The sequence below is a fragment of the Streptomyces sp. PCS3-D2 genome (assembly GCF_000612545.2).
In the GTDB taxonomy this organism is placed as follows: domain Bacteria; phylum Actinomycetota; class Actinomycetes; order Streptomycetales; family Streptomycetaceae; genus Streptomyces.
Genome location: NZ_CP097800.1, coordinates 5,120,810 through 5,142,940, shown reverse-complemented (window position 1 = coordinate 5,142,940; position 22,131 = coordinate 5,120,810). Strand labels below are relative to the sequence as shown.

Here is a 22,131-nt window from a genome sequence, read left to right as displayed (position 1 = left end):
GCCCGTACCTGACGGGACATCAGCAGGCGTGTGGCGCGCGAGGCGGGTTTCCTCTGATGCACGACCCCGTGTCTCCAGGGAGAGTCCCATGCGCCGACGTACCGCACACGTGCTGACCGCGACCGCGCTGACCGCCGCCGCGTTCAGCGGCCCGGTCGCCGGCGCGGTCGCCGCCGCGGACCTGGGCATGGTGGGCTTCGCGCCCGGGGACTTCGCGGTGCTGGAGGTCTGGCCGAAGACCGCCGCCCCCGGTGCCACCGTCACCGTGAACACCACCGCCTGCGGTCCGGGCAGCCACGCCGACGGCGATGCCACCACGGTCGGCGGCGGACGGTTCAAGCTGGTCCCGGGCACCCACAAGGAGGTGGTCGTGGGGCAGTTCCAGGTGGCCCGCGGCACCCGGCCCGGCACCTACGACATCGGCGCGACCTGCGCGAACGGCAAGTTCGCGAACGGCGCCCTGGTGGTCACCGAGCGCGGCCCGCAGGGGCACGTCAACTCCGGGGTGGGCGGTGGCACGACCACCACCACCGACCCCGCCAAGATCGCGGCGGGAGCGGCCGTACTGGCCGCGACCGCCGTCGGCGGTACCTGGCTTCTGCGTCGCCGGGCGAGCGGCACGCGGAGCTGACGGACGCCCACCGCGGCTGCGGCCGCGGTCCGACCGGTACCGCCCCCCGTCGCCCGCCCCGCGAGGTCCCCCCGTTCGCGGGGCCGGGCGACGGCCAGTCACCTCGGACGGAAGGCGGAGGGGGTGCGCATGGCCGGCGACTTCCGCCCGACCGCCCGCCACGGGGGACTCGTCGCACTCGCCGCCTTCATCGGCATCTGGCTCGTGACCAGCGGCTCCCGGGAACCGGTGGGGCCACCGCTGCCCTCCCCCGCCGAGGCCCTGACCGCCGCCGGGACCATCGGCCCCGGCATCGCCCCGCTGCCCGGCTCTCCGCCCGGGCGGATCAGGATCCCCTCCATCCGGGTGGACGCCCCGCTGGTCGGGCTCGGGCTGGACCGGGCCGGCCACCTCGAAGTACCCCCGCCCGACCGGCGGGACCTCGCCGGCTGGTACCGCGAGGGCACCACCCCGGGCGCCACCGGCACCGCGGTGATCGCCGGGCACGTGGACGACGACGCCGGGCCGGGGGTCTTCTACCACCTGGGAGCGCTGCGCCGCGGCGCGGCGATCGAGATTCCGCGGGCGGACGGACGGACGGCGGTGTTCACGGTGCACGCGGTCGAGGTCCACGACGCCAAGGCCTTTCCGGACACCCGCGTGTACGGTCCTTCGTCCCGCGCCGAGCTGCGGGTGATCACCTGCGGCGGCGGCTTCTCACCGCGAACGGGCTACCGCGGCAACGTGGTCGTCTTCGCCCATCTCACCGGGACGTACTGACCGGCTCGGGCCGGTCAGCCCCACTGCTCCAGGCCGAGCTTGACCACCAGCGCGCCGACCACGGTCAGCAGCACCCCGCGGACGAAGCCGCTGCCCTTCTTGAGCGCCATGCGCGCCCCGATCATGCCGCCGGCCAGGTTGAACACCGCCATCAGTGCGGCGAGCTGCCACAGCACCATGCCCTGGTAGGCGAACATCGCGAGCGCGCCCGCGTTGGTGCAGCAGTTGACGATCTTCGCGGTGGCGGAGGCGGCGACCAGGTCGAGGTGGAGCAGGGCCGTGAGCGCGAGCACCAGGAAGGTGCCGGTGCCCGGGCCGATGAGGCCGTCGTAGAAGCCGATGCCGAGGCCGGCGAGCGCGATGGCGAGCAGCACCCGGGCACGGCTGACGGGCGCGGTGGAGGGGGCGGTGCCGAAGCCGGGCCGGAAGAGCACGAACCCGGCGACGATCACCAGCACCGCCATGATCATCGGGCGTAGCGCGTCCTTGCTGATGCCGCCGGCGAGTGCGGCGCCGCCCATCGATCCGGCGAGCGCCGCCAGGCCGATGCGGACGGCGAGCTTCACGTCCACCGGGGCCTTGCGGACGTACGTCACGGCCGCGCCGGCGGTACCGACGATGGCCACGGCTTTGTTGGTGCCGAGGACGGTGGCGGGGTGAGCGTTGGGCAGGCCCAGCAGGAGCGCGGGCAGAAGCAGCAGGCCACCGCCGCCCACCACTGCGTCGATCCAGCCGGCCGCCGCGGCGGCCACGCACAGCACGATGATCATGGTCGTTGATATGTCAGGCACGAACCGACCCTATGGAGCTGTCAGTGCAACGACCATTCAATTCCCCGAAACTTGCGCAAAGGTTGAGCTTCGCCCGGCCGGGACCCGGTCCGGGGCCACCGGAGCGGCCGGGTCCACGACCGCCGTGAGCACGCTGGCGGCCAGCACACCGGCCACCCCCAGCCCGGCCGCGAGCCGCCCCGCCGGGGGTACCCGGGCCAGGGCGGCCAGCGCGGTCCCCACCGGTGAGGGTCTGCGTGGTTTGCGGTGCCGCGCGGCGGGCGCGGGAGCCGTACCTCCGACGGGCACGGGCAAGGCGATGTGCAGCGGGTGGCGCATGGGGCGGCAACTCCTCGGGGACGCGGGGAACGGCAGGACATGAGGAACGGCGGGACGCGGCGGGCAGCGGGAACGGCAGGACGCGCAGGGCGGCGGGGAACGACACCGGCGCAGGTCGGGGCGGAGCGGGCGGAGCGGGCGGAGCGGGCGGAACGCACCCGCCCGGCTCACAAGCTGAAGCACTCCGAATGGATCCGCCCGGGCGGCACTCCGGCCCGCAGCAGTGCGGCCCGGGTCGTCTCCGTCATCCCCGGCGGCCCGCACAGGTAGACGTCGTGCTCGGCCAGGTCGGGCACCAGTGCGGCCAGTGCCTGCGGGGCCAGCGGGTCGTAGGCCCCGCCCGACGGCCCGAGCAGGTAGTGCAGCCCGGCCTGCCGCTCGGCCGCGATGGCCTCCAGCTCCGCGCGCAGCACCAGGTGCTCCTCGGCGCCGGCCCGGTAGAGCAGGGTGATGTCCCCGGGACCGCCCGGCAGCGTCTCGAACAGCGCCCGCATCGGGGTGATCCCGACCCCGCCCGCGATCAGCACCACCTGGGGCCGGGTCCGCCGGGCCGCGGTCAGCGCGCCGAACGGCCCGGTGGCGAGGACCCGCGTACCGGGGCGCAGCCGGCGGATCCGGCGGGAGTGGCCGCCAAGGCCCTTGACGGTGATCCTCAGCGTGTCCCCGCGCACCGGCGCGGACAGGGAGAACGGCAGCGCGGTCGGCCACAGCCCCCGCTGCAGGAACCGCCAGCGCAGGAACTGGCCCGGCTCCGCACGCAGTTCCGCCAGGCGCTCGCCCCGGACGACAACCGAGACGACCCCCGGCCCCTCGGAGCGGACCTCCGCGACCCGCAGCGCGTGCCGCAGGGCCTGCCGCACGGGGACCACGGCGCGATACCAGATCAGCAGCACGGCGACGAGGCTGTGGGCGAGCGCCCAGAACCAGGCCGCGGCCACGAGATCCGGCCCGGCGAGCTGGTGCCCGAAGCCGAGGGCGGCGGCGAGGTATACGAGCAGGTGCACCCCACGCCAGGTTTCGTACGGCATCCGGCGGCGTACGGCCCGGGCGGAGGTCGCGCCGACCGCGGCCAGCAGGACGCTCCCGGCCGCCGCGGCGGCTATGGCGGGGTAGCCGAGCAGTTCCCGGACGGCACGGACCAAGTCCGCGCCCGTGTGCACGGCGTACCCGAGCAGGGCGAAGAGTCCGTGTCCGAAGCAGAGGAGCAGGACGTGACGGCCCCCCAGGGCGTGCCAGCGAGCGAGCAGGTCGGCACCGACCCCGTGTTCGACCGCGGGCACCCGGGCCATCAGGAACAGCAGCACCAGCACCCCGTATCCGGCGAGCAGACCGGTGAGGTGCGCAGCGGTGGCGAAGAGCGCGTCGGGCCGCGCCGAGGGCCGGACCTGCACCGCCCAGAGCAGGAACACCACCCCCGCCCCACCCAGGATTCCGCCCCTGACCAGCACCGCAGCATCTCGCATGCAGGTCACGCTAAGGGCGCCGGGAGCGGCTGCGAGGGCCTTTAAGACGGCCTTGAGGCAGGCCTCACCGACCCTTAAACCGGGCGCTGAGGTCGGCGTTCCGTCCGGGTAACAGCAGCGATGCGGCGGGGAAACAGCGGCCGCGCACCCTCATGGCATGACCCCGGAAAAACGTGTGGTGGTGATCGGCGGCGGCCTCGCGGGCCTGCGTCTCGCGGACCGGCTGGGCCCGGCCGCGACGGTGACCGTCCTCGGCGAGGAGTCCCGCGTCCCGTACAACAGGGTCCTGCTCGCCGAGGTCCTGGCGGGCCGGTACGCCCCGGAGGTGACCGCCCTCCCGGCCCCCGGCCCAGCACTGCGGCGTGGAGTCCGCGCGGTGCGGATCGACCGGGCGGAGCGGGCCGTGCACTGCGACGACGGCACGGTGGCCGCGTACGACACACTGGTGCTGGCCACCGGTTCGAACGCGGTGCTGCCCCCGCTGCGCGGGCTGTTCGAGCCGGGGGGACGGGAGCTCCCGGACGGGGTGCACGCCTTCCGCACCATGGACGACTGCCTGGCCCTCTCGGCGGCCGTGCGCCCCGGGGTGCGGGCGGTGGTGATCGGCGGGGGCCTGCTGGGCGTCTCGGCCGCCCGGGCGCTCGCCGCACGCGGGGCGGTGGTGGTCCTCGCCCAGCAGGGCGAGCGCCTGATGGAACGCCACCTCGATGCCGAAGCCTCCGCCCTGCTGGCCACGCATCTGACCGAGCTCGGCGTGGAGATCCACACCGAATGCCGGGTCCGCGGCCTGACGACGACCGGGCCTGCCGCAACACGGCGCGGCGCGGACACCCCGCGCCGGGCCACCGGCGTCGAACTCGCCGACGGCTACCGGCTGGAGGCCGACGTCGTCGTGCTCGCCTGCGGCGTACGCCCCCGCACCGGCCTCGCCGAGGCCGCCGGCCTGGACGTGCGGACCGGCATCGTGGTCGACGACCACCTGCGCACCAGCGACCCCCGCATCCACGCCGTCGGCGACTGCGCCGAGCACGCCGGACAGGTGTACGGCCTGGCCGGCGCCGCCCTGGAGCAGGCCGACGCGCTCGCCTCCGTCCTCACCGGGGCCCCCGCGCCGTACACCGGCACCCGCGCCCTGACCCGCCTCACCCTCGGCGGAGCCGACGACCGCGCCCTGGACCTCGCCGCCTTCGGCGAGACCACTCCCCGCCCCGGCGACGACGTGGTCCGTCTCGCCGACGGCACCCGGCGGACTTACCGCAAGGTCGTCCTGCGCGGCGACCGCCTCGTCGGCGGGGTACTGCTCGGCGAGCTCTCGACCGTGGGCGCCCTCGCCCGCACCTGGGAGGGCGGGGAACCACCGCACGACCTGTTCCACCTGCTCACCGACGACGGAGGCCACTGACATGACCGAGCCCTCGCCCACGATCGTGCTCATCGGGCACGGCATGGTCGGCCAGCGCTACCTCGAAGCGCTCGCCGAGCGCGGGGTCACCGCCACGCACCGGATCACCGTGCTCTGCGAGGAGCCGCGGCCCGCCTACGACCGCGTGCACCTGACCTCGTACTTCTCCGGCAGCGCCCCCGAGGACCTGTCCATGACGCCTGCCGGGTTCATGGAGCAGCACGGCATCGCCCTCCACCTCGACGACCCGGCCGAGTGCATCGACCGTGCCGCGCGCACCGTCACCTCCCGCTCGGGGCGCGTCTTCCCGTACGACGTGCTGGTCCTCGCGACCGGCAGCTACCCCTTCGTGCCGCCCGTGCCGGGGAAGGACGCCCCCGGCTGCTTCGTCTACCGCACGATCGAGGACCTCCTGGCCATCGAGGAGTACGCGAAGGGCAGGGCCAGCGGTGCGGTCGTGGGCGGCGGCCTCCTCGGGCTGGAGGCCGCCGGCGCCCTCCAGGGACTCGGCCTGGCCACCCGCATCGTCGAGTTCGCCCCGCGCCTGATGCCCGTCCAGGTCGACGAGGGTGGGGGCGCCGCCCTGCTGCGCACCATCGAGTCCATGGGCCTCACCGTCCACACCGGTGTCGGCACCCAGGAAGTGGTGACCGGCGAGGACGGCCGCGTCAGCGGAATGCGGCTCTCCGACGGCTCCACCGTCGACACCGACCTCGTCGTCTTCTCCGCCGGCGTCCGCCCCCGCGACCAGCTCGCCCGCGAGGCCGGGCTGGACGTCGGCGAGCGCGGCGGTATCGCGGTCGACGCCCGCTGCCTGACCTCCGACCCTCGCGTCTACGCCATCGGCGAGTGCGCCCTCGCCGTCGACGGCCGCGTCTACGGCCTGGTCGCCCCCGGCTACGAGATGGCCGAGACCGCCGCCGACGACCTGCTGGGCCGGGGGAAGGAGTTCACCGGGGCCGACCTCTCCACCAAGCTGAAGCTGCTCGGCGTGGACGTCGCCTCCTTCGGGGACGCCCACGGCAGCGCCCCCGGCAGCCTGGACGTCGTCTGGTCCGACTCCCGCTCCGGCGTCTACAAGAAGCTGGTGGTCTCCCCCGACGGGGTCCTCCTCGGCGGTGTCCTGGTCGGCGACGCCGACGCGTACGGCCTGCTGCGCCCGCTCACCGGCAGCGTCCCGCCCGTCGCCCCCGAGCAGCTGGTCCTGCCGGCCGGCGTCGGCGCGCCCGCCGCACTCGGCCCGTCGGCCCTGCCCGACCACGCGGTGATCTGCTCCTGCCACAACGTCACGAAGAAGGCCGTCACCGCCTGCTCCACCCTGTCCGAGGTCAAGAAGTGCACCAGGGCGGGCACCGGCTGCGGTTCCTGCGTCAAGGTGATCGGGCAGCTGCTCCCGGCCGCCGCCGACCCGGGACTGTGCGGCTGCTTCCCGTACACCCGGACCGAGCTCTACGAGATCGTCCGCACCCGCCGGCTCACCTCCTACGAACAGATCCTCGACGGCCACGGGCGCCCCGGGGCCCGGGGCGGCGACGGCTGCGAGGTCTGCAAGCCGGCGGTCGGCTCGATCATCGCCTCGCTCGCGCCCACGCTCGGCGCCAGCGGCTACGTGCTGGACCGGGAGCAGGCCGCCCTCCAGGACACCAACGACCACTTCCTGGCGAACATGCAGCGCAACGGCTCGTACTCGGTCGTGCCGCGGATCCCCGGCGGTGAGATCACCCCCGACAAGCTGATCGTGATCGGCGAGGTGGCTCGCGACTTCGGCCTCTACACGAAGATCACCGGTGGGCAGCGGATCGACCTGTTCGGTGCGCGCGTGGACCAGCTCCCGCGGATCTGGGCGCGGCTCGTCGACGCCGGGTTCGAGTCCGGGCACGCCTACGGGAAGGCCCTGCGGACGGTGAAGTCCTGCGTGGGGCGGACCTGGTGCCGATACGGCGTCCAGGACAGCGTCCGGATGGCCATCGACCTGGAGCTGCGCTACCGGGGACTGCGCGCCCCGCACAAGCTCAAGTCGGCGGTGTCCGGCTGCGCCCGCGAGTGCGCGGAGGCGCAGAGCAAGGACTTCGGGGTGATCGCGACGGCGAGCGGCTGGAACCTCTATGTGGGCGGCAACGGCGGCGCCACCCCGCGCCACGCCGACCTCCTCGCCCAGGACCTGTCGGACGCGGAACTGATCCGGCTGATCGACCGGTTCCTGATGTTCTACATCCGCACCGCCGACCGGCTGGAGCGCACCTCGACCTGGCTGGAGCGGCTGGAGGGCGGCCTCGACCACCTGCGGGATGTGGTCGTGCACGACTCGCTGGGGCTGTGCGCGGAGCTGGAGTCGCTGATGGCCGACCACGTGGCGCACTACCGGGACGAATGGGCCGAGACGCTCCAGGACCCGGAGCGGCTGCGCAGGTTCGTCTCCTTCGTGAACGCGCCCGGCGCCCCCGACCCGACCGTGAAGTTCGTCCCCGAGCGCGGCCAGGTCAAGCCCGACCTGGCTGTCCTGACCATAGGAGGTGCCGTCCGATGACCGTGGAACTGCAAGTGGCGCAGGGCTGGCTGACGGTGTGCGAGCTGTCGGCGCTCATCCCCGGGCGCGGGGTGGCCGCGCTGCTGCCCGACGGAAGCCAGGCCGCGGTGTTCGTCGACCGCGCGGGGCGTGCGTACGCCATCGGCAACCAGGACCCCTTCACCGGCGCGCAGGTGCTCTCCCGTGGCCTGGTGGGGGCGGCGGCGGGCCGACCCTTCGTGGCCTCCCCGCTGCTCAAGCAGCGCTTCGACCTGGAGACGGGGCGCTGCCTGGACGACGGGGAGGTGGCGGTCCGCACCTACCCGGTGCGGACCGCGGCGACCTCCTGAGGGTGGGAGCGTCGGCCGGTCAGTCCTGCTTCTGGACCACGGCCGGGTCCATCCACATGATCTGCCAGGTGTGGCCGTCGAGGTCGTCGAAGGTGCGCCCGTACATGACGCCGTGGTCCTCGGCCGGACGGGGTTCGGTGGCGCCGGCCGCCAGGGCCCCGTCCACCAGCTCGTCGACGGCGGTGCGGCTCGCGGCGCTCAGGCAGAGCAGGACCTCGGAGGTCTTCGCGGCGTCCGCGATCTCCTTGTGGGTGAAGTCCTTGTAGCGGGCCTCCGTGAGGAGCATCGCGACGATGGTGTCGCTGATGACCATCGAGGCGCAGTTCTCGTCGGTGAACTGGGCGTTGAAGGAGTAGCCCAGCGTGCCCCAGAAGGCCTTGCTGGCGTCCAGGTCCTTGACGGGCAGGTTGACGAAGATCATGGTCGCGGACATCGGGGTCCCTCTCTCGTGCTGCTCGCGTGCTGCTCGGTCGATGCTTTCGAGAGGTGGACCGCGGGGCCGCGGGAAACTCATCGGCGCGCGGGATCTTTTTTCCCGGTGCACGGAGCGATGTGGACGGGGCCCGCTCCCCGGGTCCGGCGATCCGGCGACCCGTAGCGGGCGGGGCACACGGTCCCGCCGTGGATCATTTCGCGCCACCGCGCGCGGGCACCTCCTAAACCCCGGCGCGCCAAACAGGCCGGAACTGGTCGGTGAGGAGCACCGGTCGGACCGCAGCCCGGGGCACGGGGCGCGGCGGGCTTCGCGGACGCGGCGCAGTGCGAACACCGTCCGTCGCCCGGATCCGGGGCACGGCATTCCGGCCGCGCGGACCCCGCGGAGGTCCGGAAGGCCTTCGGGAAAGGAAGCCCCCGGCGCCCGGGAAATCCTCGCGGAAGGATTGAACGCCGAGCGGTCGCCCGGGCGTAATGAGGATTTGGCGCCACGTCAACTGGCGTCTCCTAGGTTCCTCGACGCGTGCGACCCGCGTCCGACCGGCCGCGGGGCCTTCCTCCCACAGGAGTGACCGTGGAACGTCGTACCTTCCTGCGCGGCGCAGTGATCGGTTCGTCGGCCGCCGCCTTCGGCGGCACGTTGATGCGGGGAGCGGCCTACGCGGCGCCCGCGCAGCCCGGTGCCGGCCCGTACGGGGCGCTGGGCGCCGCCGACGCCAACGGCATCATGCTCCCGAGCGGTTTCACCAGCCGGGTGATCGCCCGCTCCAGCCAGACCGTCGCCGGTACCTCGTACACCTGGCACAGCGCCCCCGACGGCGGTGCCTGCTACGCCGACGGCGCGGGCTGGATCTACGTGTCGAACTCGGAGATCAACCCTTCCGGCGGCGCGAGCGCGGTGAGGTTCAACTCCTCCGGCACCATCACCGGCGCCTACCGGATCCTGTCGAACACCCGGCAGAACTGCGCGGGCGGCAAGACCCCGTGGAACACCTGGCTGTCCTGCGAGGAGGTCGACCGCGGCTTCGTCTACGAGACCGACCCGTACGGCGTGAACGCCGCCGTCCAGCGGCCGGCGCTGGGCCGCTTCAGGCACGAGGCAGCCGCCGCGGACCCGGTCCGGCAGGTGATCTACCTGACGGAGGACGAGACGAGCGGCTGCTTCTACCGCTTCATCCCCACCACCTGGGGCAACCTCTCCTCCGGCACCCTCCAGGTCCTCAAGGCCGGAACGGCCACCTCCGGCTCCTTCACCTGGCAGAACGTCCCCGACCCGGACGGCTCCCCGAAGGCGACCCGCAGCCAGGTCTCCGGCTCCAAGAAGTTCAACGGCGGCGAGGGCTGCCACTACGCCAACGACACGGTCTGGTTCACCACCAAGGGCGACAACAGGGTCTGGCAGATCAACCTCACGAACAACACCTACGAGCTCGCCTACGACGACTCGCTCGTGCCCGGCGGCGCGGCCCCGCTGACCGGCGTGGACAACGTCACCGGCTCCTCGTACGGCGACCTCTACGTCGCGGAGGACGGCGGCAACATGGAGATCTGCGTGATCACCCCGGACGACGTGGTGGCGCCCTTCCTGCGGGTCACCGGGCAGTCCTCCTCGGAGATCACCGGCCCGGCCTTCTCCCCCGCCGGGAACCGGCTCTACTTCTCCAGCCAGCGCGGTACGAGCGGCAGCTCCTCCGGCGGCATCACCTACGAGGTGACGGGGCCGTTCCGGGTGTAGGGCGCGTTGCGGGGTACCGGGGCGGAACCCCGGGAACCGGTGCCGCGCCCGCACCACCGGCCGCACCCCGGCGGGTTCGACCCGCCGGGGTGCGGCCGCGTTCACGACGCCACGGCGCCGCCCTTGAGGAGTGCGGCTCCCAGCGGGGTCACGGTGTGCAGGACCGCATTGCCGCGACGCAGGGTGGTCACCAGGCCCGCCTCGCGCATCACGCAGGCGTGCTGGCTCGCGGAGGCCAGTGAGACCCCTGCCCGGCGGGCCAGCTCGCTGGTGGTCGCACCGTCCCCTATGGCCCTCAGCACGACCGAGCGGGTGTGCCCGACCAGCTTGCCCAGGGTGCGCTGGCGCTGCTCCTCCACGGGGCGTGCCACCTCGCCGCTGCCCGGCGCGGAGGCCAGCTGCGCGGCCGCCGGGTAGACGAGCACCGGCGGCAGTTCGGGGTCGTGCAGGGTGACCGCGGTGCGCCGGCAGAAGAAGGAGGGCTGGAGGAGCAGCCCGCGCCCGCGCAGCCGTACGTCGCGGTCCACCGGGTAGTCGCACTCCAGCACCGGGGCCTGCCAGCGCAGCATGGGCGGCAGCGAGGCCAGCAGCTCGTCGGCGCCGCCGTCGAGCAACGCGCGGCCGCGTGCCGCCCGTTCGGCTTCTATCTGGGCCTGTATGTGGGTCCAGTACGGCTCCACGGCCGCCCGATGGTAGGCGCGCAGCTCGCCCATCAGCCTCGGGAGCTTCTGGGTGCCGCCCTCCATGAAGTCCCGCAGCCGTGGTGTCACGGGCGCTCCGGCTCCCAGCAGCTGGAGCTCGCGGCGCATCCGCTCGGGGCGGATCCCGCGCAACGCGTCGAGGCCCACGTCCCACCCGTACTGCCCCTCCACAGGGGTCAGGAAATCGGGGAAATAACCGCGACTCGGTATGAGCATACCGAGCGTGCGTGTTTCACTATTCAACCTGCTCCGGGTTTCCGTACGCCATTCACCGAACAACCGGGCATCGCGCCGGTCTCTTAAGCGGTGAAAGCTGAGAATCGTTTCCCACAACGCATCGGGACGCCCTGCCATCCGTACGCGTGCCAGGTCCACTCCAGTGAAATGGATACGCAGCACCGAACCCCCACCTGTGCAACCGCAATCCCCCCGCCCCATGAGTATGCACGCAGTCACACGTGGTCACCACGCCCTTTCGGCCACAGTTGAAACCCCTTTCGGCAGGGGCGTGACAACCGAAATGCTGTACTCCGCCGGGCACACTCCGGTGCGACCGAAACGCTCCGCGAAGGCCGTGGGGGGCTTTGCGGGGCCTGGCGGTCGGTCGCACCGGGAAGCGCCGACGTGCCCGGCAGAATGACAGCGGCGGTGGACGGGTGGGGATCCGTCCACCGCCTGCTGGCGTAAAGGTTTGTTGAACAACAAAACTGAGGCGCGCCCGCCCCCGGGCAGTCAGGGAACCCGGGGACAGGCGCGGTTCATGGGGCCCCGGCGCGGGGCCGGAGGGTCAGCGGCTGTCGCTGCCCTTCGCCTCGGCGGCGGCACGGCCGGCCTCCAGGCGCGCCACCGGAATCCGGAAGGGCGAGCAGGAGACGTAGTCGAGGCCGACCTCGTGGAAGAAGTGGACGGACTCGGGGTCACCGCCGTGCTCGCCGCAGACGCCGAGCTTGAGGTCGGGGCGGGTGGCTCGACCCTGCTTGACCGCGTGACGCACGAGGGAGCCGACGCCGTCCTTGTCGATGGTCTCGAAGGGCGAGACCCCGAAGATGCCCTTCTCCAGGTACGCGGTGAAGAAGCTGGCCTCGACGTCGTCGCGGGAGAAGCCCCACACCGTCTGGGTCAGGTCGTTCGTGCCGAAGGAGAAGAACTGCGCCGCCTCGGCGATCTGGGCGGCCGTCAGGGCGGCGCGGGGCAGCTCGATCATGGTGCCGATGGAGAGCTTGAGGGTGGTGCCGGTGGCGGCCTCGACCTCGGCGATGACCGCGTCGGCCTCCTCGCGGACGATCTCCAGCTCCTGGACGGTGCCCACGAGCGGGATCATGATCTCGACGCGGGGGTCGCCCTTGGCGTTCTTGCGCTCGGCCGCGGCCTCGGCGATGGCCCGGACCTGCATGGCGAACAGGCCGGGGATGACCAGGCCCAGGCGGACGCCGCGCAGGCCCAGCATCGGGTTCTGCTCGTGCAGCTTGTGGACGGCCTGGAGCAGGCGCAGGTCGTTCTCGTTGGCGTCCTTGCGGGACTCGGCGAGGGCGACGCGCACCGACAGCTCGGTGATGTCGGGCAGGAACTCGTGCAGCGGCGGGTCGAGCAGGCGGACGGTGACGGGCAGGCCGTCCATCGCCTCGAAGAGCTCGATGAAGTCCTTCTTCTGGAGCGGCAGGAGGGCACTGAGTGCCTCGTCGCGCTCGCCGTCGGTGTCGGCGAGGATCAGGCGCTCGACCATCTCGCGGCGTTCACCGAGGAACATGTGCTCGGTGCGGCACAGGCCGATGCCCTGGGCGCCGAAGCGGCGGGCGCGCAGCGCGTCCTCGGCGTTGTCGGCGTTGGCGCGGACCCGCAGGCGGCGGACTCGGTCCGCGTACGCCATGATCCGGTGCACGGCGGCGACGAGCTCGTCGGCGTCGTCGGCGCCGGCGTGCATGCGGCCCTCGAAGTACTCGACGACCGGGGACGGCACGACGGGTACCTCACCGAGGTAGACCTTGCCGGTGGAGCCGTCGATGGAGACGACGTCGCCCTCTTCGATGACCGTCTCGCCGACCGTCATGCGGCGGCGCTTGGTGTCGACGTCGAGCTCCTCGGCGCCGCAGACGCACGTCTTGCCCATGCCGCGGGCGACGACGGCCGCGTGGGAGGTCTTGCCGCCGCGCGAGGTGAGGATGCCCTCGGAGGCGATCATGCCGTCGAGGTCGTCGGGGTTGGTCTCGCGGCGGATCAGGATGACCTTCTCGCCGGAGCGGGACCACTTGACGGCCGTGTAGGAGTCGAAGACGGCCTTGCCGACCGCCGCGCCCGGGGAGGCGGCGATGCCGCGGCCGAGCAGGGTGGTCCCCTTCTTGCCGCCGGCCCCCTCGTCGAAGCGCGGGAACATCAGCTGGGCCAGCTGGTGTCCGCTGACGCGCTGGAGGGCCTCGGCCTCGTCGATCAGGCCCTGGTCCACGAGCTGGGTGGCGATGCGGAAGGCGGCCCCGGCGGTGCGCTTGCCGACACGGGTCTGGAGCATCCACAGCTGGCCGCGCTCGATGGTGAACTCGATGTCGCAGAGGTCCTTGTAGTGCGTCTCCAGCGTCGTCATGATCGTCATGAGCTGGTCGTACGAGGCCTTGTCGATGGCCTCCAGGTCCGCGAGCGGCACGGTGTTGCGGATGCCCGCGACGACGTCCTCGCCCTGGGCGTTCTGCAGGTAGTCGCCGTAGACGCCCGCGTGGCCGCTGGCGGGGTCGCGGGTGAAGGCGACGCCGGTGCCGGAGTCCGGGCCCAGGTTGCCGAAGACCATGGAGCAGACGTTGACCGCGGTGCCCAGGTCGCTCGGGATGCGCTCCTGGCGGCGGTAGAGCTTGGCGCGGTCGGTGTTCCACGAATTGAAGACGGCCTCGACGGCGAGGTCCATCTGCTCGCGGGCGTCCTGCGGGAACTCGCGGCCGGCCTCCTTCGCCACGATCTTCTTGAAGGCCTTGACGAGCTTCTTGAGGTCGGCGGCGTCGAGGTCGGTGTCGACGGTGACCTTCTTGGCGGCCTTGGCCTCGTCGAGGGCGTCCTCGAAGAGCTCGCCCTCGACGCCGAGGACGGTCTTGCCGAACATCTGGATCAGGCGGCGGTAGGAGTCCCACGCGAAGCGCTCGTCACCGGCCTGGGCGGCGAGGCCGGCGACCGACTCGTCGGAGAGGCCGATGTTCAGGACGGTGTCCATCATGCCGGGCATGGAGAACTTGGCGCCGGAGCGTACCGAGACCAGCAGCGGGTCGTCCGACTGCCCGAGCTTCTTGCCCATCTTCGACTCGAGGGCGGCAAGGTGGGCGCTGACCTCGTCGCGCAGCGCGGCCGGGGCCGAGCCGCTCTCGAGGTAGACCTTGCAGGCCTCGGTGGTGATGGTGAAGCCGGGAGGGACCGGCAGCCCCAGGTTGGTCATCTCGGCGAGGTTGGCTCCCTTGCCGCCGAGAAGGTCCTTGAGGTCCCGGTTGCCCTCGGTGAAGTCGTAGACGAACTTCTGATCTTTGTTTTCCGACACGGGTCTCGACTCCTCGAGGCTCGGTGGCTGCCCTGACGGCCAGGAACATACCCAGATCGAAGGCTTCTGGGTACGTCCACTTGGCCGTCATACGGCTGTAACCACCCGTGCGCCAGCAGATCGAAAGTAACTCAAGGGTAACCAGAAAGTACGAAGAGCGTTCAGATCCCGAAGAGTGAAGGGACCCCTGAGGCCTGTTCACGCTCGGATGAGCGATCATCGATACATTTGCGTTCAACTCTTGAACACACAAAGGGTGGCACCCAGTGCCACCCTTTGAAAGTCTTACCCGTGACTTACGTGCTCATCTGAGCGAAACCCCTCCCATGCGTGGCGTATATCACGCACCACGGAGGGCGATTTGTCAGCCTCCGGAGGTGTCCAGTTCGGCGTCCTCACTCACGCCCGCGCAGTCGTACGGGTCCTTCAGCCAGCCGTCCGGCAGGACAACTCGGTTGTTTCCGGACGTCCGGCCGCGCGGGCCGTCGGCACTCTCCGGCCACGCCTGATCCAGATCGAGCTCGCTCAGATGAGCGTTCAGCTCGGCCAGCGACGAGGTCACCGCGAGCTTCTTGCGCATCTCGGACCCGACCGAGAAGCCCTTCAGGTACCAGGCGACGTGCTTACGGAAGTCGATCACGCCGCGCGTCTCGTCCCCGATCCACTCCCCCAGCAGCTGGGCGTGCCGGTGCATGGTCTGCGCGACCTCGCGCAGCGCCGGCCGATGGAAGTCCTCGGGTCGCCCCTCGAAGGCCGCCACCAGGTCGTTGAACAGCCACGGCCGCCCCAGGCAGCCGCGGCCCACGACCACGCCGTCGCAACCGGTCTCGCGGACCATGCGCAGCGCGTCCTCGGCGCACCAGATGTCGCCGTTGCCGAGGACCGGTATCTCCGGGACGTGCTCCTTGAGCCGCGCGATGGCGTCCCAGTCGGCGGTGCCGCCGTAGTGCTGCGCGGTGGTCCGCCCGTGCAGGGCGATGGCCGTGACCCCCTCCTCGACGGCGATGCGGCCGGCGTCGAGGTAGGTGAGGTGGTCGTCGTCGATGCCCTTGCGCATCTTCATGGTCACCGGCAGGTCGCCGGCCCCGGCGACGGCCTCGCGCAGGATCGCGCGCAGCAGGTGGCGCTTGTACGGCAGCGCCGAGCCGCCACCCTTCCGGGTGACCTTGGGGACCGGGCAGCCGAAGTTGAGGTCGATGTGGTCGGCGCGGTCCTCTTCGACGATCATGCGGACGGCTTTGCCGACCGTCACCGGGTCGACCCCGTACAGCTGAATCGACCGGGGCTTCTCGGTCTCGTCGAAGTGGATCAGCTGCATGGTCTTCTCGTTGCGCTCGACCAGGGCGCGGGTGGTGATCATCTCGCTCACGAACAGGCCCTTGCCGCCCGAGAACTCCCGGCAGAGGGTGCGGAACGGGGCGTTGGTGATGCCGGCCATGGGTGCGAGCACCACGGGGGGCTGCACGGTGTGCGGGCCGATCGCGAGGGGCGGGGGGAGCGTGGTCATCCGCCCATTGTCCCGCATGCCGAGGGGGTCGTGCGGACGTAGCATCGGCGCATGATCGAGCCGAGTCACCGGCAGCGCAGGATCGTCCTGGCGATCTGCTGCACGAGCCTGCTCATCGTCAGCCTCGACAACACCGTGCTCAACGTCGCCCTCCCGTCGATGCGCCGCGAGCTCGACGCCTCGGTCGCGGGACTGCAGTGGACCATCGACGCGTACACGCTCGTCCTGGCCTCGCTGCTGATGCTCGCGGGCTCCACGGCCGACCGGATCGGCCGCCGCAAGGTGTTCGTCGCCGGTCTGCTCGCCTTCGGTCTCGGCTCGCTGCTGTGCTCCCTTGCCCCGAGCCTCGACTGGCTGATCGTCTTCCGGATGGTGCAGGCGATCGGCGGTGCGATGCTCAACCCGGTCGCGATGTCGATCATTACCAACACCTTCACGGATCCGGCCGAGCGAGCCCGGGCCATCGGGGTGTGGGGCGCGGTCGGTGGCGTCTCCATGGCGGCCGGCCCCCTGATCGGCGGAGTGCTGGTGGACTCCGTGGGCTGGCGCTCGATCTTCCTGATCAACCTGCCGATCGGCCTGGCGGCGCTCGTACTGACCCTGCGCCACATCCCCGAGTCGCGGGCGGCCCGGCCGCGCCGTCCCGACCCGCTGGGCCAGGTGCTGGTGATCGCGCTGCTCGGCAGTCTGACGTACGGAATCATCGAGGCGCCCGCCGCCGGCTGGCGCTCGCCGCTGATCATGGGCTGCGCGGTGGTGGCCGCCGCGTCCTTCGTCGGGCTGCTGGTGCACGAGCCCAGGCGCACGGAGCCGTTGATCGACCTCCGGTTCTTCCGGAGCGCTCCGTTCAGCGGCTCGACGATCATCGCGATCAGTGCCTTCGCGGGGCTGGCCGGCTTCCTCTTCCTCAACACCCTCTACCTGCAGGACGTACGGGGGCTCAGCGCCCTGCACGCCGGGCTGTACATGCTGCCGATGGCCGGGCTGACCGTGCTGTTCGCTCCCCTGGCCGGACGGCTGGTGGGCAGCCGGGGGCCGCGGATCTGCCTGCTGATCGCCGGAGTGGCGATGGCGTCGAGCGGCCTGCTGTTCGCCCTGTTCGAGGCCGAGACGTCCAACCCGCTCCTGTTCACCGGATACGTGCTGTTCGGACTCGGCTTCGGCATGGTGAACGCGCCGATCACCAATACCGCGGTGTCCGGGATGCCGCGGTCCCAGGCGGGTGTCGCGGCCGCCATCGCCTCCACCAGTCGGCAGACGGGCGGCACGCTGGGGGTCGCGATCATCGGCTCGGTCCTGGCGGCCGGACTCGCGGGCGGCGCCGACTTCTCCGGGGCGGCCCAGCCGGCCTGGTGGATCATCACGCTGTGCGGGCTGCTCGTCCTCGTCGTGGGCGCGGCGACCAGCGGGAGCTGGGCACGGGCGACGGCGGAACGCACGGCCCGCACCCTGGAGGGCTCCGCCGAGCCCGCAGCGGCCGTGGGGTCTCCGCGCGGCTGAGGCCCGAGGGCTGCCCCGGCACGGGCGACGCGGGGAGGCGGCCGCCCCGGGCGGACGCGCGCCGCGGTCGAAGTCCTCGTTCGAGGCACCGCCCGGTCCCGAGGGGGCTCGGGGGGCGCGTCCCCTGAGCCTGCGGGCTCGCCGACACGCCGTCCGGGCCTCGTCGAGGGCGGAGGCGGTGTCACGCCCGGGACGCCGCTCCGGTCGGAGTGACGCCCCCGTTCCACCCACCTCGGGCCCGCCTCGCGGCGACGGCCTCCGAGGGGCAAGGGTCGGCGTCCGTTCGGCGGGGCCTTCGCCCGCCAGGTCGTCCGCGACCGGGGCGAGCCCGCTCGGGCCGCCCCGGTCAGCGGGCGATCGTCGGCGGTCCTGCACGCCCACCCGACCCCGACGGGTGACAGATATTGAAATCTGTCACCCGTCATGCCATTCTCGTTCCATGACGAAGAACGAGAGCACCGACACGACCACCGCCCCCGCTTCCCGGCGCCTGGGCACCACCGGCCCGTCCGTCTTCCCCCTCGGGCTGGGCTGCATGGGGATGTCCGCCCTCTACGGAGAGGCCGACCGCGCCGAGTCCATCGCGACCATCCACGCGTACCTGGAAGCCGCCCCCGAAGGCACCGACACGCTGCTCGACACCGGCGACTTCTACGGCATGGGCCACAATGAACTGCTGATCCACGAAGCCCTGCGGACAGCTCCGACCGCGGCCCGCGACCGGGCGCTCACCAGCGTCAAGTTCGGCGCGCTGCGCACGGTCGAAGGCGGCTTCACCGGTTACGACGGCCGCCCCGAGGCCGTCAGGAACTTCCTCGCCTACTCGCTCCAGCGGCTCGGCCGGGACCACATCGACGTCTACCGGATCGCCCGCGTGGACCCGGACGTCCCCATCGAGGAGACCGTCGGAGCCATCGCCGAAGCCGTCCAGGCCGGGCACGTGCGCCACATCGGTCTCTCGGAGGTCGGCGCCGACACCCTGCGGCGAGCCGCGGCCGTGGCCCCGATCTCCGACCTCCAGATCGAGTACTCCCTGGTCTCCCGCGGGATCGAGGCGGAGATCCTCCCGGCCGCGCGCGAGCTCGGCATCGGCATCACGGCATACGGCGTGCTGTCGCGCGGCCTGATCAGCGGCCACTTCACCCGCGACCGCGCCCTGGCCCCCGGCGACTTCCGCGGGATGAGTCCCCGCTTCCAGGGCGAGAACCTCCACCGAAACCTGGACCTTGTCGACGCCTTGCGCAAGGTCGCCGAGGACAAGGGCGTGAGCGTCGCCCAGACCGCCATCGCCTGGGTGCTCTCGCGCGGTGCGGACATAGTGCCGCTGGTCGGGGCCCGGCGCCGGGACCGCCTCGGCGAGGCACTGGGTGCCATGGACGTCACCCTCAGCCCTGCCGACCTGGCCGCCATCGAGGAGGCGGTGCCGGTGGGCGCGGTGGCGGGCGAGAGGTATCCGGCGGCGCAGATGGCCCACCTCGACAGCGAGCACTGAGCTGGCGGTACGGTCGTACCCATGCCACCCGCTGCCGCCGAGCCCCTCACCCCCGAGCGCATCCTCGAGACCACCGAGGAGGTGCTGCGCCGTTTCGGCCCGGCCAAGGCGACCGTGGTGGACGTGGCGCGGGCCCTGGGCGTCAGCCACGGCAGCGTCTACCGGCACTTCCCCTCGAAGGCCGCGCTGCGCGAGGCGGTCACCGACCGCTGGCTCGCCAAGAGTGTCGTCATGCTGGAGGAGATCACCGCGGCTCCGGCCGGGAGCGCACCCTCGAAGCTGGAGGCGTGGCTGGAGGCACTGTTCGAGGCCAAGCGGCACAAGGCGGGCGACGATCCCGAGCTGTTCGCCACGTACACGGTCCTCCTCGCCGAGAACAGCGGGACGGTGGAAGACCATCTGACCCAGCTGATCGGCCAGTTGACCCGGATCATCGCCCAGGGCGTCGCCGACGGTTCGCTCGCGGCCCCCGACGTACCGGCCGCGGCCCGTGCGGTCTTCGACGCGACCGGCCGTTTCCACGACCCGCAGTACGCGGCCGAGTGGTTCTCCCCCACCATCGTCGCGGAGTTCGAAGCGGTCACCGCGCTGGTGATCCGGGGCCTGCGCGCCTGAGGCGGGCCGGGATCATCCCGATCAGGCCGCCTCGCTCGGCTTTGTGATCATTTTGGACACGGCGCGCTTGTTTGAGTGCAGTCAAGATTCATACGGTTCCCCTACCGACCCATCAGGCACTTCACGGGGGAACCATGTCCACGCAAGAAGTTCAAACGGAGCGGCCCGAGCCTCCGGCACGCAAGGGCGGCGCGGCCGCCCTTGGCTGGATCCTGACCATTGGGCTCAACGTGGTCGCGCCGATCATCACCTACAACCAGCTGCGCGACCACGGCTGGAGCGAGTTCGCAGCGCTCCTGCTCAGCGGCGCGTGGCCCGTGGTCGACAGTGCGATCAGCCTGGCCTGGCGCCGCAAGCTCGACGAGTTCGCCGTCGTCACCCTGGTCTTCCTGGTGATCACGGCGGTGGTCTCGCTGACCGGCGCGCACTCGGCCCGCGCCCTGCTGATCAAGGACTCCGGGGTGACCGGGCTGTTCGGCCTGCTCTGCCTGGCCACCCTGCTCGCGCCCCGGCCCCTGATGTTCTACTTCGGGCGCACGTTCGCCACCGACGGCACTCCCGCGAGCACGGCCTGGTGGAATGGCCTGTGGCAGTACGAGGGCTTCCGTCGGACGATGATCGTGATGACCACCGTCTGGGGCGTGGCCTACCTGTTCGAGGCAGGGGTGCGGATCGCCCTGGCCTATCTCCTGGACACCGACACGATGGTCGTGGTCAGCCCGATCATGATCTACACGGTTCTGGGCTGTCTGGCCGTGTGGACCGCGCTGTACGGCAAGCGTTCACGGGCCGAGGGCGAGAGGCGGGCCGCCGCCGCGGCCCAGGCCGCTGCCGGGGCGTCGGCCGGCACCGGGACCGCCTCGGCCTGACCGCGGCCGGCACGACAACGACCGGTGGCCCGGTGCGCGCTGTGCGCACCGGGCCACCGGTCGTCGTACGGCGCTCGTCAGCAGCCGAGCAGACGGCTGCCCAGGTAGGCCTGGATCTGGTCCAGGGAGACGCGCTCCTGCTTCATGGTGTCGCGCTCGCGGACGGTCACCGCGTTGTCGTCCAGGGTGTCGAAGTCGACGGTGACGCAGAACGGCGTGCCGATCTCGTCCTGGCGGCGGTAGCGGCGGCCGATGGCACCCGCGTCGTCGAACTCGATGTTCCAGAACTTGCGCAGGTCGGCGGCGAGGCCCTTGGCCTTCGGCGACAGCTGCGCGTTGCGGGACAGCGGCAGGACGGCGACCTTGATCGGGGCCAGGCGCGGGTCGAGGCGCATCACGGTGCGCTTTTCCATGACGCCCTTGGCGTTGGGGGCCTCGTCCTCGTTGTAGGCGTCGAGCATGAAGGCGAGCATGGCGCGGTTGACACCGGCCGCCGGCTCGATCACGTACGGGGTGTAGTGCTCACCGGCCTCCTGGTCGAAGAAGCGGAGGTCCTGGCCGGAGGCCGCGGAGTGCGCCTTGAGGTCGTAGTCGGTGCGGTTGGCGACGCCCTCCAGCTCGGAGAACTCGCTGCCGCCGAAGTTGAAGCGGTACTCGATGTCGGCGGTGCGCTTCGAGTAGTGGGACAGCTTCTCCTTCGGGTGCTCGTACCAGCGGATGTTCTCCTCGCGGATGCCGAGGTCGCGGTACCAGTTCCACCGCTCCTGCATCCAGTACTCCTGCCACTGCTCGTCCTCGCCGGGCTTGACGAAGAACTCCATCTCCATCTGCTCGAACTCGCGGGTGCGGAAGATGAAGTTGCCCGGGGTGATCTCGTTGCGGAAGGACTTGCCCATCTGCGCGATGCCGAACGGCGGCTTCTTGCGCGAGGTGACCTGGACCTGGGCGAACTGCGTGAAGATGCCCTGGGCGGTCTCGGGGCGCAGGTACGCCTTGGAGCCGGTGTCCTGGGTCGGGCCGAGGTGGGTCTCCAGCATGCCGGAGAACTGCTTGGGCTCGGTGAACTGGCCCTTCACACCGCAGTTGGGGCAGTTGACGTCGGCCAGGCCGTTGGCGGGGAGGCGGCCGTGCTTGGCCTCGTACGCCTCTTCCAGGTGGTCGGCGCGGTGGCGCTTGTGGCAGGAGGTGCACTCGGTCAGCGGGTCCGAGAAGGTCGCGACGTGGCCGGAGGCCACCCAGACCTCGGGGGCCAGGATCACGGACGAGTCGAGACCGACGACGTCCTCACGCCCGGTGACCATCGCCTTCCACCACTGGCGCTTGATGTTCTCCTTGAGCTCGACACCCAGCGGACCGTAATCCCAGGCAGCCCTGGAGCCGCCGTAGATCTCACTGCACGGGAAAACGAAGCCACGGCGCTTGCTCAGGCTGACGATGGTGTCGATCTTGTCGGCGGCCACGGTGCTCTCTTCATTACGAGGACGAACGGCGAAGCCCTTAGGTTACCGGCGCCCGCACCCCCCCTTTCAAATCGGTTCCCCTTCCCTGC

At 71.6% G+C, this 22,131-nt stretch carries 17 protein-coding genes; 10 read left to right on the top strand and 7 right to left on the bottom strand.

The genetic code is table 11. The features are described 5' to 3' along the window. Positions 1-88 precede the first annotated feature (88 nt). Together AW27_RS22590 and AW27_RS22585 are read left to right on the top strand one after the other, a co-directional pair. Positions 89-631, top strand: coding sequence for a hypothetical protein (locus AW27_RS22590; RefSeq protein ID WP_063890611.1), 543 nt, complete (start codon positions 89-91; stop codon positions 629-631). A gap of 129 nt (positions 632-760) precedes the next feature. Further along, positions 761-1,390: a class F sortase gene (locus AW27_RS22585; RefSeq protein ID WP_037923906.1), complete on the top strand. Its 630-nt coding sequence runs from the start codon at positions 761-763 to the stop codon at positions 1,388-1,390. 14 nt (positions 1,391-1,404) lie between these two features. Here AW27_RS22585 and AW27_RS22580 read toward each other — a convergent pair whose 3' ends face one another. Both AW27_RS22580 and AW27_RS22575 read right to left on the bottom strand, forming a co-directional pair. After that, entirely contained in the window at positions 1,405-2,181 is a 777-nt protein-coding gene (locus tag AW27_RS22580) for a sulfite exporter TauE/SafE family protein (RefSeq protein ID WP_037923904.1), read from the bottom strand. 485 nt (positions 2,182-2,666) lie between these two features. Further along, positions 2,667-3,962 (bottom strand): ferredoxin reductase family protein, encoded by a 1,296-nt coding sequence (locus AW27_RS22575; RefSeq protein WP_037923900.1) that lies wholly within the window; start codon positions 3,960-3,962, stop codon positions 2,667-2,669. 157 nt (positions 3,963-4,119) lie between these two features. Here AW27_RS22575 and AW27_RS22570 point away from each other — a divergent pair, with 157 nt between their 5' ends. Genes AW27_RS22570 through nirD form a run of 3 tightly spaced genes read left to right on the top strand, consistent with a single transcriptional unit; the run spans position 4,120 to position 8,220 of the window. Continuing rightward, a complete protein-coding gene (locus tag AW27_RS22570; RefSeq protein WP_037923898.1) occupies positions 4,120-5,364 on the top strand; it encodes an NAD(P)/FAD-dependent oxidoreductase in 1,245 nt (414 codons plus the stop codon). Between the two features lies 1 nt (position 5,365). Further along, positions 5,366-7,891 carry a nitrite reductase large subunit NirB gene (gene nirB / locus AW27_RS22565; protein WP_037923895.1) on the top strand — a complete coding sequence of 842 codons (2,526 nt, stop codon included), beginning with the start codon at positions 5,366-5,368 and terminating at the stop codon, positions 7,889-7,891. Then, positions 7,888-8,220: a nitrite reductase small subunit NirD gene (gene nirD / locus AW27_RS22560; protein ID WP_037923893.1), complete on the top strand. Its 333-nt coding sequence runs from the start codon at positions 7,888-7,890 to the stop codon at positions 8,218-8,220. Before nirB ends, nirD begins: the two co-directional genes overlap by 4 nt. Positions 8,221-8,239: 19 nt before the next feature. Here nirD and AW27_RS22555 read toward each other — a convergent pair whose 3' ends face one another. Continuing rightward, on the bottom strand, positions 8,240-8,653 hold the full coding sequence (locus tag AW27_RS22555; RefSeq protein ID WP_037923890.1) for a VOC family protein: 414 nt from the start codon (positions 8,651-8,653) through the stop codon (positions 8,240-8,242). Between the two features lie 576 nt (positions 8,654-9,229). Here AW27_RS22555 and AW27_RS22550 point away from each other — a divergent pair. Next, on the top strand, positions 9,230-10,390 hold the full coding sequence (locus tag AW27_RS22550; RefSeq protein ID WP_037923887.1) for an alkaline phosphatase PhoX: 1,161 nt from the start codon (positions 9,230-9,232) through the stop codon (positions 10,388-10,390). 101 nt (positions 10,391-10,491) lie between these two features. On the opposite strand, the gene AW27_RS22545 is transcribed toward AW27_RS22550, so the two are convergent. The 3 genes from AW27_RS22545 to dusB all read right to left on the bottom strand — a co-directional run bounded on the left by AW27_RS22545 (position 10,492) and on the right by dusB (position 16,106). Continuing rightward, positions 10,492-11,490: an ArsR/SmtB family transcription factor gene (locus tag AW27_RS22545; RefSeq protein ID WP_078556669.1), complete on the bottom strand. Its 999-nt coding sequence runs from the start codon at positions 11,488-11,490 to the stop codon at positions 10,492-10,494. 388 nt (positions 11,491-11,878) lie between these two features. Continuing rightward, on the bottom strand, positions 11,879-14,599 hold the full coding sequence (gene ppdK / locus AW27_RS22540; protein ID WP_037923884.1) for a pyruvate, phosphate dikinase: 2,721 nt from the start codon (positions 14,597-14,599) through the stop codon (positions 11,879-11,881). A 364-nt stretch (positions 14,600-14,963) separates the two neighbouring features. Then, positions 14,964-16,106, bottom strand: a complete 1,143-nt coding sequence (gene dusB, locus AW27_RS22535; protein WP_037923881.1) for a tRNA dihydrouridine synthase DusB — start codon at positions 16,104-16,106, stop codon at positions 14,964-14,966. Between the two features lie 51 nt (positions 16,107-16,157). Here dusB and AW27_RS22530 point away from each other — a divergent pair, with 51 nt between their 5' ends. The 4 genes from AW27_RS22530 (at position 16,158) to AW27_RS22515 (ending at position 20,582) form a co-directional block, all read left to right on the top strand. After that, positions 16,158-17,606: an MFS transporter gene (locus AW27_RS22530; protein WP_037923878.1), complete on the top strand. Its 1,449-nt coding sequence runs from the start codon at positions 16,158-16,160 to the stop codon at positions 17,604-17,606. Between the two features lie 439 nt (positions 17,607-18,045). Next, the gene (locus AW27_RS22525; RefSeq protein ID WP_052030877.1) at positions 18,046-19,098 is read left to right on the top strand and encodes an aldo/keto reductase; all 1,053 of its coding nucleotides are present in this window, start codon (positions 18,046-18,048) and stop codon (positions 19,096-19,098) included. Between the two features lie 21 nt (positions 19,099-19,119). Beyond that, positions 19,120-19,713: a TetR/AcrR family transcriptional regulator gene (locus AW27_RS22520; protein ID WP_037923876.1), complete on the top strand. Its 594-nt coding sequence runs from the start codon at positions 19,120-19,122 to the stop codon at positions 19,711-19,713. A 134-nt stretch (positions 19,714-19,847) separates the two neighbouring features. Further along, positions 19,848-20,582, top strand: coding sequence for a VC0807 family protein (locus AW27_RS22515; RefSeq protein ID WP_037923875.1), 735 nt, complete (start codon positions 19,848-19,850; stop codon positions 20,580-20,582). A gap of 77 nt (positions 20,583-20,659) precedes the next feature. On the opposite strand, the gene AW27_RS22510 is transcribed toward AW27_RS22515, so the two are convergent. Beyond that, positions 20,660-22,042: a glycine--tRNA ligase gene (locus AW27_RS22510; RefSeq protein ID WP_037923873.1), complete on the bottom strand. Its 1,383-nt coding sequence runs from the start codon at positions 22,040-22,042 to the stop codon at positions 20,660-20,662. Positions 22,043-22,131 lie beyond the last annotated feature (89 nt).